This is a genomic window from Streptomyces sp. ICN903, from assembly GCF_022015835.1.
GTDB lineage: Bacteria > Actinomycetota > Actinomycetes > Streptomycetales > Streptomycetaceae > Streptomyces > Streptomyces fenghuangensis.
Genome location: NZ_JAKMAY010000233.1, coordinates 1 through 9146, shown reverse-complemented (window position 1 = coordinate 9146; position 9146 = coordinate 1). Strand labels below are relative to the sequence as shown.

12 protein-coding genes are annotated in these 9146 nt (G+C 74.1%); 3 read left to right on the top strand and 9 right to left on the bottom strand.

Annotated features, from left to right (window positions below):
* The 3 genes from L7D48_RS21250 to L7D48_RS21240 all read right to left on the bottom strand — a co-directional run.
* Positions 1 to 1115 (bottom strand): acyltransferase (locus L7D48_RS21250; RefSeq protein ID WP_237881411.1); only part of this gene is annotated, 1115 nt, incomplete at its 3' end.
* The gene (locus tag L7D48_RS21245) at positions 1108 to 2079 is read right to left on the bottom strand and encodes an alpha/beta hydrolase (protein ID WP_237881410.1); all 972 of its coding nucleotides are present in this window, start codon (positions 2077 to 2079) and stop codon (positions 1108 to 1110) included. The genes L7D48_RS21245 and L7D48_RS21250, both read right to left, overlap by 8 nt.
* A 170-nt stretch (positions 2080 to 2249) precedes the next feature.
* Entirely contained in the window at positions 2250 to 2651 is a 402-nt protein-coding gene (locus L7D48_RS21240) for an ATP-binding protein (RefSeq protein WP_308312324.1), read from the bottom strand.
* Here L7D48_RS21240 and L7D48_RS29480 point away from each other — a divergent pair.
* The gene (locus L7D48_RS29480; protein WP_308312323.1) at positions 2611 to 2727 is read left to right on the top strand and encodes a DUF397 domain-containing protein; all 117 of its coding nucleotides are present in this window, start codon (positions 2611 to 2613) and stop codon (positions 2725 to 2727) included. The two genes, L7D48_RS21240 and L7D48_RS29480, sit on opposite strands and share 41 nt — an antisense overlap.
* Before the next feature lie 36 nt (positions 2728 to 2763).
* Here L7D48_RS29480 and L7D48_RS21230 read toward each other — a convergent pair whose 3' ends face one another.
* The 3 genes from L7D48_RS21230 to L7D48_RS21220 all read right to left on the bottom strand — a co-directional run bounded on the left by L7D48_RS21230 (position 2764) and on the right by L7D48_RS21220 (position 5464).
* Positions 2764 to 4062, bottom strand: coding sequence for an RNA polymerase sigma factor (locus tag L7D48_RS21230; RefSeq protein WP_237881405.1), 1299 nt, complete (start codon positions 4060 to 4062; stop codon positions 2764 to 2766).
* A 15-nt stretch (positions 4063 to 4077) separates the two neighbouring features.
* Positions 4078 to 4488 carry a YciI family protein gene (locus L7D48_RS21225; RefSeq protein ID WP_237881414.1) on the bottom strand — a complete coding sequence of 137 codons (411 nt, stop codon included), beginning with the start codon at positions 4486 to 4488 and terminating at the stop codon, positions 4078 to 4080.
* Positions 4489 to 4666: 178 nt separating this feature from the next.
* On the bottom strand, positions 4667 to 5464 hold the full coding sequence (locus L7D48_RS21220) for an aminotransferase class IV family protein (RefSeq protein WP_237881403.1): 798 nt from the start codon (positions 5462 to 5464) through the stop codon (positions 4667 to 4669).
* A gap of 144 nt (positions 5465 to 5608) precedes the next feature.
* On the opposite strand from L7D48_RS21220, the gene L7D48_RS21215 reads away from it, so the two are divergent.
* Positions 5609 to 5953 (top strand): MerR family transcriptional regulator, encoded by a 345-nt coding sequence (locus L7D48_RS21215; RefSeq protein ID WP_237881400.1) that lies wholly within the window; start codon positions 5609 to 5611, stop codon positions 5951 to 5953.
* A 24-nt stretch (positions 5954 to 5977) separates the two neighbouring features.
* Here the strand turns inward: L7D48_RS21215 and L7D48_RS21210 are convergent, their stop codons facing one another.
* On the bottom strand, positions 5978 to 6484 hold the full coding sequence (locus L7D48_RS21210) for a hypothetical protein (protein WP_237881398.1): 507 nt from the start codon (positions 6482 to 6484) through the stop codon (positions 5978 to 5980).
* A gap of 200 nt (positions 6485 to 6684) precedes the next feature.
* The gene (locus L7D48_RS21205; protein WP_237881397.1) at positions 6685 to 7524 is read right to left on the bottom strand and encodes a class I SAM-dependent methyltransferase; all 840 of its coding nucleotides are present in this window, start codon (positions 7522 to 7524) and stop codon (positions 6685 to 6687) included.
* Between the two features lie 180 nt (positions 7525 to 7704).
* On the opposite strand from L7D48_RS21205, the gene L7D48_RS21200 reads away from it, so the two are divergent.
* On the top strand, positions 7705 to 8250 hold the full coding sequence (locus tag L7D48_RS21200) for a GNAT family N-acetyltransferase (RefSeq protein ID WP_237881395.1): 546 nt from the start codon (positions 7705 to 7707) through the stop codon (positions 8248 to 8250).
* 48 nt (positions 8251 to 8298) lie between these two features.
* On the opposite strand, the gene L7D48_RS21195 is transcribed toward L7D48_RS21200, so the two are convergent.
* The gene (locus L7D48_RS21195; protein ID WP_237881393.1) at positions 8299 to 8937 is read right to left on the bottom strand and encodes an HAD family phosphatase; all 639 of its coding nucleotides are present in this window, start codon (positions 8935 to 8937) and stop codon (positions 8299 to 8301) included.
* Positions 8938 to 9146 lie beyond the last annotated feature (209 nt).

Genomic DNA, 9146 nt, shown 5'->3' with positions numbered 1-9146 from the left:
CCTTCCCCCTGCCCCGTCCTCCCCCGCTCACGGACGCCGAAGGCCGCCAGGCACACCAGCAGCGCCACCGCGAACACCGGCAGCCACAGCAGCCGGGCGAACACCCAGTCCGCCCCTCCGGGAGGGGTGTGCAGACCGGGCAGCGGCCCGTCCGCGAGCAGCCCGACCGCCGTGACAGCGATCATCGCGGTCTGGTGCCAGAGGAAGACCGTCATCACGCGGAGGTTCACCAGCGCCACCGCCGCCCAGGCCGCGGGGCGGCGCATCGCCCGCCGCAGCGGGCCGAGCAGCAGCAGGGCCGCGCCGCACTGGGCCAGGCCGAAGCAGACGGCGGCCAGGGTGGGCGGCGCGAGGTTGGACACCCCGGCCCCGGGCACCCCGACCATGGCCGCCGGGTAGCCCGCCCACAGCACGAGCCCGGCGGCCGCGGCGCCGCCGCCCAGCAGCAGTCCCCAGCAGGCCGGGCGTCCCGGCCGGCCGCCGCGGGCCCGGGCCGCGCCCAGGCAGTACGGGACCAGCCAGCCGGCCGCGACGTTGACCGAGCCGAGCCAGGAGGGCCCGGCCTCCGGACCGAACCGCGCCAGATCGACGCAGAGCACCACGGCCGGCGGCCACACCGGGCCCAGCCGGGCAACCAGGGGAGTCGCCGCCGTCAGCGCGGCGAAGACCAGCAGGAACCACAGCGGCGACCACACCAGGGCGCACAGGGTGCGGACGGTCTCCGCGCCCACCCCGGCCGCGAGCATCGCCCCCGCCGCCACGGCCCACAGCGCGAGCACGGCGGCCACCGGCCCGAACAGCCGGACCAGCCGGGCTCTCAGCCACCGCCCGTACGGCACCCCGCGGGCGCGGGCGGAAGCGTGGCTCCTGGCCGCCACCATCCCGCCCACCAGGAAGAAGACCGCCAGCGTCTGGAACACCCAGGAGAAGGGGGCGAGGTGGGGCATGTGCCGCAGCGGGCTGTCCCCGCGCAACTCCCCGCTGTCGGCGACCAGGGCGGTCACCAGCCAGTGGCCGAGCACCACCCCGAGGACGGCGGCGGCCCGCAGCGCGTCGACGGCGCGGTCGCGGCCGGGCGGGGTGGCCGCTTCGATCCTCCACACGAGGTCACGCATGGCGGGCTCCCTCGTCCGGGAGCCGCCCGGCCACGATCCGGGCGATGTTCCCCAGCGCCCGCGAACCGGGCGCGAGATAGCCGCTGTGGCCGCCGCCACCCGCGTCGAAGACCCGGGCGGCGAACTCCGGCGAGACCGGATCGGCTCCCAGTCCGAGCGTCACCCCGGGCAGCTCCAGCCGTACGTTCGGCACCCGGGCGATCCAGTCGCCGTCCGCCCGGCCGGCCCAGATCTCCGCCCGGGTGCGCAGCCCGGCGGCGCTGCCGGCGCCCGCGCCCGGGCTGCCGTACAGCACCAGGGCGTCGGCCTCCAGGCCGGGCGCGGCCAGCCCGCAGACCACCGAACCGTAGGAGTGGCACAGCAGCGAGATCCGCGCACCGGGCCGGGCCTCCGCCAACTCCTCGGTGAATCGCCTGAGTTCCGGGGCGGCCTCCTGCGCACGGCCGGGCGTCAGCACCGCGGGACTCAGCGTGCCCGGCGCCTGATACCCGAGCCAGGCGACGACGGCCGACCCCTCGCCCAGCTCCTCCAGCAGCGCCCGCGCCCCCGCCCGCAGGCGCCCGTACCGCTCGAAGCCGGTGTCCGAGCCGGGCACCAGCACGGCGATCCGCCCGGCCCGCGCCAGGTCGCCGAAGACCTCCGCGCTCCGGCCGCCGTCGCGCCCGTCGAAGAGGAGGAACCGGCGGCCGGGCGCGGCCATGCCCCGCAGGGCGGCGGCCCGCCGCAGGTCCCCGTGCCGCCCGGCCGCCCGCGCGGCCTCCCGTATGCCCGCACGGTTGGCGGCGTACCGCCCGGCCAGCGCGTCGGGGGACGCGGACAGCGGCCCGAGGGCGGCCGGTACGGGCGCCGGCACCTGCGACGGCCGCGCCGCGCCCGCCACCGGGAAGGCCACCGAGGCGACCACCAGCGCGCTGAGCAGGGCGCGGCGCAGACCTCCGCGTCTTCCGCGTGGACGGACCCCCATGGCGAGCGCTCCCCTCGGTACCGGACACCTGTCGTGCCCCCGGTCCGAAAGCTATGGAGCGCACCCCTCACCCGGCGTCCCTCCCCAGAGCCCACCTCCCGCGTAGCTCCCGGGTACTACGGGTACGGCCCGGACACCGCCCGGGCCCGCGCGACCGCTGCACGACGTTTTCACCGACGCCCGTCCGGATCCGATGGACACAGCTCGAACCGGACGGTCTTGCCGGTCCCGCAGGGGCGCGGGTACGCGCCCCAGGTGTCGGAGAGGGCTGCGGCCAGGGCCAGGCCCCGGCCCGACTCGTCCTCCGGCAACGTGCCGCGCGGGCGCGGCATACCGTCACCCGCGTCGCAGACCTCCACCCGCAGCCCCCGGTCGCCGAGGACGCGGCGCAGGGCGATCTCCCGGCCGGGCGGGGTGCGGGCGTGGCGGCAGGCTTCGGCCACCAGCTCGGGAGGCGGTGACCGCGTTGAGGTCGCCTTCGCCTGGCGGAAGTCCAGCCACAGCGACTCGGGCGGCGGCGAGTGCGTCGAGGTGGCCGCGTGCGCCGACGCCGTGCACGTGCGCGACTCCAAGGCGGCTGACGGGCCGCAGCTCGTGCTCCCGCCCGCCGCCTGGGCCGACTTCGTCGCGTACGCCGCCCGCGCGTGACCCACAGCCCGGCCGCCGGACGAGCCGGGCGGGTGGTCAGCCGAGGGCGGCGAGCTTGCGTCGCAGTACCGTCCGCTCGCGTTCGTTGCCGCACAGCCGGACCGCGCGCTCCAGTTCGGCGCGCGCCTCATCGGTGCGCCCCAGGCGGGCGAGGAGTTCCCCGCGGACGTTCGGCAGCAGATGGGAGCCGGACAGCGCCTTGGCGCCGGCCAGCCCGTCCACGATGGCCAGGGCCGCCGCCGGTCCCCGCGCCATGCAGACGGCCACCGCCCTGTTGAGGTCGACCACCGGTGAGGGCGCGAGCCGGCCGAGCGCCTCGTAGAGGAGCACGATCCGCTCCCAGTCCGTCGCCTCGACCGAGGGGGCGGTGGCGTGGCACTCGGCGATCGCCGCCTGCAGGCCGTAGGCGCCCAGGCCCCGGCCGGTCCGCTCGGCGCGGGCCAGGGCGGCCCGTCCCCGGCGGATCGCGGAGCGGTCCCAGCGGCGGCGGTCCTGGTGCTCCAGCAGCACCGGCTCGCCGTCCGGCCCGGTACGGGCGGGGAAGCGCGCGGCGGTCAGCTCCAGCAGCGCCAGCAGGCCGTGGACCTCGCCCTCGTCCGGCATCAGCCGGCTGAGCACTCGGGCCAGGCGCTGCGCCTCGCTCGCGAGGTCGAGCCGGATCAGGTCCCCGCCCGAACTGGCCGAGGACCCCTCGGTGAAGATCAGGTAGACGACGCTGAGGACCGAGCCGAGCCGTTCGGCCCGCTCTTTGGCCGTCGGCGTATCGAACGGGACCCGGGCCGCCTTCAGGGTCTTCTTCGCCCGGGTGATCCTGGCCTGCACGGTGGCGGTCGGCACCAGGAACGCCCTGGCGATCTCGTCGCTCGTCAGGCCGCCGACCACCCGCAGGGTGAGCGCCACCCGCCCCTCGCGCGGCAGCACGGGATGGCAGGCGAGGAACATCAGCGCGAGGGTGTCGTCGTCGATGCGGTCCGGGTCCCACAGCACGTCGTCGCCCTCCCGGGCCGGGTCGGGGGGCGCACCCCCCGAGGCGCCCCCTGCGACGATGCCGCCCTCGCCCAGGCCGTGGGCGAGGGCGGCGTACCTCTCGTCGAGGGCGGAACGCCGGCGGAACGCGTCGATCGCGCGGCGCCTGCCGACGGTCAGCAGCCATCCCGCCGGGTCGCGGGGCGTGCCCTCGCGCGGCCAGTTCACCAGCGCCTCGGCCAGCGCCTCCTGGGCGCAGTCCTCGGCCAGTGCGAAGTCGCCGGTGTACCGCGCGAGCGCGCCGGTGATCCGCGCGGACTCGATCCGCCAGACGGCGGCGACGGCCTCACGGCCGGTGGGGTCGGCCATCTTCCGCGATCCCCCTCAGAGCTGGCCGGTGGCCTCGCGCCACGCCCGCTCCTTCTGGATCCACTCGTTGTCCTGGGGGAACTCGTCGATCGTGGTGACCCGGCGGATCTCGGTCTTCAGGCCGGGGCCGCTGAACGGCGCCCGCCTGGCCCACTCGACGGCCTCCTCCTTGGAGGAGACGTTGAGGATGTAGAAGCCGCCGAACAGCTCCTTGGTCTCGCCGTAGGGGCCGTCGGTGACCACGGGCGGCTCGGAGGAGTGGTCGACGACCACGCCCTCGGCGGCGTCGTCGAGCCCTTCCGCGGCGACCAGTACACCGGCCCGGATCATCTCGTCGTTGTACCGGCCGATGGTGGCGAGCATCTCGCCGAAGTCGACGTCCGCCATCTTCGCGAGGGCCTCGTCGGTGGCGCGCATGATCAGCATGTACTTCACGGCTCTGTCTCCCTGGCGGTTCCGGGGCCCGTCCCGGCCCCTCTCACCCATAGGTCGAACGGGAACGGCGCGGATCAACACGGCCGCCGAATTTTTTCCCGGGGAACTTCCGGCAGCGTAGGGCACACCCCGGCGGTCCCGGTGCAGGCGGCCGGGCGCGCCCCGGCGCTCACGGCGCAGCGGGCGGTTCGGCCCGGTAGGCGCGGTGGAGCAGGTCCGTGAAGGCCGGGGCCGCGGGCAGGGACGCGGAACCGATCCGGTGTACGGCGACCCCCGGCGTCCAGGAGTTCATGACGGCGGCCCCGGCCAGTTCCGGCAGGTCGGCGAGGGTGATCTCCCGGACGCGCTGGGGGACGCCGAGGCGGTCGAGCTGCCGGCGCAGAACGCCCATCGTGACCCCGGTCAGTACGTCGGCCTCGGGCCACACCACCGCCGAGCCGTCCCAGAAGGCCAGGTTCCAGATCGTCGCCTCGCCGATCCGGCCCCGGCGGTCGGTGAAGGCGGCGTCGTCGAAGCCCTGCGCGGCGGCCCGGCGCAGCAGGTACGTCTTGGCCGCCTCTCCGACGAGCTTGACCGACGGCAGGAACCGCTCGTGCTCGAACGCCGCCAGTGCCAGCGGCCCCTCGGGCCCGGAGGCGGGCGGTCCGGTGCGGACCAGCATCTCCGGTTCGGCGTCCGCCGCCGTGAACTCGCCCGCCGGGGAGTACACCACGGCCGTCAGCGACACGTCCTGCGGGCCGCCCTCCAGCGCCGTCCGCAGGCGGGACCGCACCAGGTCGTCGGGCAGCGCCCGGCCGTACAGCTCCAGTGAGGCCGAGCGCAGCCGCGCCAGATGCAGGTCGAGCCCCCGGACCCGGCCGCCGCGCACCTGCATGGCGGTGAAGTGGGCGTGGCCCGCGAAGGCGAGCGGCGCCAGCTCTCCGGCGGTGGCCGTACGGCCGTCGCGGTGGACGACGTAAGGGGTCATGTGTGCTCCGAAGTTCGGGTTCCGGGGGTTCCGGGGTTTCAGGGGTTTCAGGAAAAGGGACGGCGGGCGCGGAATGCCCGCTCGCGGGGCGACGTTAGGGCTTCACACCGGTGTGAAGGTCAACTCCCGGGAGGGGAAAGGCAGATGCTGATCGGGGAGCTGTCCCGGCGCACGGGGGTCAGTACGCGGCTGCTGCGGTACTACGGGGAGCAGGGGTTGCTCACCCCCGAGCGCGGCCCGAACGGCTACCGCACCTACGGCGAGGACGCGGTGCTCACCGTGCGGCAGATCCGCGCCCTGCTGGACGCGGGCCTGACCACCGAGGTGATCCGCTCGGTGCTGCCGTGCGCCCGGGGTTCGGAGCCGGGCTTCGACTGGTGCGCGGATCTGCGGGACGCGCTGGAGCGGGAGTTGGCGGCGCTGGACGAGCGCATCGGCGAACTGACGCGCAGCCGCGACGCCCTCGCCGCCTACCTCGCCCGCCCCTGAACCCCGGAGCCGCCCGGGCGCGGCTCACCGCCTGCGCAGCTCCCCCATGCTCAGGAAGAGGGCCGCCGCGATACCGAGGAACAGGCTTGCGTCCGCGTGGACGCCCCGCTGCTCCAATTCGACCAGCGCCTCGTACTCGGCGCGCGAGAAGATCTCCACCCACTCCCGCGTCGTCTTGTCGAACGCGTAGTAACTGCCGTACTCGGTCTTCGGGGACCGCAGGACGGACCCCTGGGCCAGATCCACGAGCGTCAGCACCGCGCCCCCGGCGACCAGCGCGCCCAGCGCCGCCTGCACCTTGCCGGGCAGACACCGCAAAGGCAACCACAGCCTGCGTGGGCGCCCCACGGAAACGAGGCTCCAGACCACCGCCGCCCCGAAGAGCAGGATGATGAACGTTCCGCTCGCCACCGCCGACCACCTGGACTCCGGCAGCAGGAGCCCGGGAAGAAGCGTCAGCAGCGCGCACACCAGCGACACCGCCCCCAGGACGGCCGCCGTCCCACCGAGAATCCTGTAGCCCCACCCCATGTTCTCAGCCTCGCACGGCGAGCCGTGGGAGGGCCCGGCATGATCCGCGAAACGGGCGTGGTGCGGTACCTGCGGCTGCGTACGGCGGAGAAGTGCGTGTTCCAGACCCCCGCGCTGGTGCCGCCTTCTGCCGATCCGCCATGAAGAGGTGGAGCGCCTGCAGCAGTTCCGACGCCGCGTACGAAAAGCGCCAACTGGCGTCACGGTCTGCGGGAGACCCCCAACTCGATGAGGTAACGCTTGGTCACCCGGCCCCCGTATCGCTCGTTGATCAAGTCGGCAATGGACGCCAACAACCCGCGCCCGGCTGCTTCCGGAAGAGCCCGGTGGCCCGAGTAGGTCCGCAGCAGCTCCAGATACTCCGGCGTGGTGTACGTGAGGTCTTGCTCGTAGCGGCGGAAGACCGTGGGGCCGAAGCGACCGCTTCGCGCTACCTCCTCCGCATGGTCCGAGTTATCGATATCGGCGGCCGCAGGAGGCCGCAACCCAGGCGGCGTCTCCGAATCGAAGCGCTCATAGCAGCGCTGGACCTCGATGAAGAACTTCTCGGTGCCGCCCATCACATGCTGACTGCGCACCACTGCCAGTGCCCCGCCTGGGCATAGGGCATCGGCAGCTCTGAGCACTCGCACCGTCGGGTCGATCCAGTGGAACGCGGTCGCCGCGAGAACAGTGTCGAACGGCTCTGCCGGCAGCGGCCAGCTCTCGAACTCAGCCGTCACCACCTCCACAGCCGGAGCCCCGGCCAGGTTGCGACGGGCGATCGCGGCCATGTGCGGTCCTGCCTCGACGGCCGTGATCCGGCAGCCCCGATCGGCCAGCGGGACCGTGGCCTGGCCGGTCCCGCAGCCCACCTCCAGTACGCGACTGCCGGGATGGGCACCCGCGAGTTCCGCGAGGTCGTCGTACAGCTCCGGCGGATATCCCGGCCTGGCCCGGTCGTACAGTTCCGCGTCCTCGTCGAATGTCCGTCTCAGACGCTCCCGTCGGGATTCCTCAGGATTGTCGTCGCGTCGCGTGTACGTGGTGATTTCGGGCATGCCAAGGAGGCTATGTGGTGCCCGCCCGCCATGAGCGGAGCCGGATGACTGCTGCGGTCGCTTCGGACCCGACCGGATGCGATCCCCGCCGTACATGCGCACGGTGACCCCGGCACCACCGAGCCCACGGCCGTGGCCCCGGGTATGCTGCCTCGTCCTACGGAGCCAGGGGGGATCACCGTGAGCAGCAGCAATCCGCCGTTTCCCGACCGGATCGAGCTCAGCGGGGAGGGGCTCGTCCTGCGTGACTGGACGGAGGCGGACGTGGCCGCGATGCCGGATCTGTTCGACCACCCCGACATCGCGTACTGGACGCCGATCGTCTCGCCCTTCGACGAGGCGGCCGCCCGCGCGCGGCTCGACCGGGCTCGGCGACTGCGGGCGGACGGCACGGCCATACTGCTCGCGATCACCACCGACGGCCGCGTGCCGCTCGGCGAGGTGATGCTGCGGCGCGCCCCCGAGGGCACGGAGCTCGGTTACGCGGTCGGCCCGGCGCACCGGGGCCGAGGGCTGGCCGTACGGGCGGTACGGGTGATGGCCGCGTACGCCTTCGAGCAGCTGGGCGCTGAGCAGGTGATCCTGGAGCTGGAGGCGGAGAACGCCGCCAGCGTCGCCGTGGCCGCCAAGGCGGGCTTCAGTCTGCTCGACGTGCCGCTGATCGAGGGGGAGGAGAAGGGGCGGCCCTACGTCCTCCAGACGTGGGGGCTTCGGCCCACTCCGTGAGGTCGTTCGGTCGGGGATGAGCGCGTCGGCCGCACGACAGGCCGGTGGTCAGGGGCATGGGGCCTCGGTTACCGAGCCCACGTGGGCCGTGATCCGGGCGATGGTGCGGGCGTTGTCCTCGTGCAGATGCCCGTGCATGCCGAACTCCCGCGCGGCCTCGACGTTCTCCGGGAGGTCGTCGACGAAAAGGCAGTCCCGCGGGCGCGCGCCCATGGCGGCGCACACCGTCTCGTAGGCGCGGGGATCGGGCTTGAGGACACCGATCTCGTGGGAGTAGACGATCCGCTCGACCAGTGCGCCGAAGCCGTACGCCGCCTCCTCCCGTTCGCGGGCTCCGGCGAAGCTGTTGCTGAGGATGCCGAGCCCGAGCTCCGGCCCGCAGCGCTTCCGCAGTCCGCGTACGCAGGCGATCAGCTCCTCGTTGGCCGTGCCCAGGTACTCGGTCCACAGGTCGGTCATGAAGGCGTCCACCGCCGCCTCGTCCAGGGCGAGTTCGGCCGAGACCCGGGCCCGCACCCCGGGCTCGTCGAGCTCTCCGACCCTTCCGGCCCGCCAGACCTCCCCCAGGCGCCGGTTCACGGTGCCGGGCGGCAGGCCGAGCCGCCGCTCCCAGCGTTGGTGCCAGCCCGTCTTCGGGGTGATCTCCAGTACGCCGCCTATGTCGAGGATGACGCAGCGCGAATCCATGGGGCCTCCCTCTCCGTTCCGGTGCGCCGGACGGGAGGAGGACGGCGCGGCGCGGGCCGCCGGTTCCCCTACCCACGGCCGCCGGGCGGTGCGCCGCCCGCTCCGGAGGGCCGGGAATCCGGCCCGGAGCTCGGGTGCCGGGGCTCGGGATCCGGGATTCGAGCGCCTTCTCCAAGGAATGGGTGGGAGGTCTCCTCCCACCCTCCCAC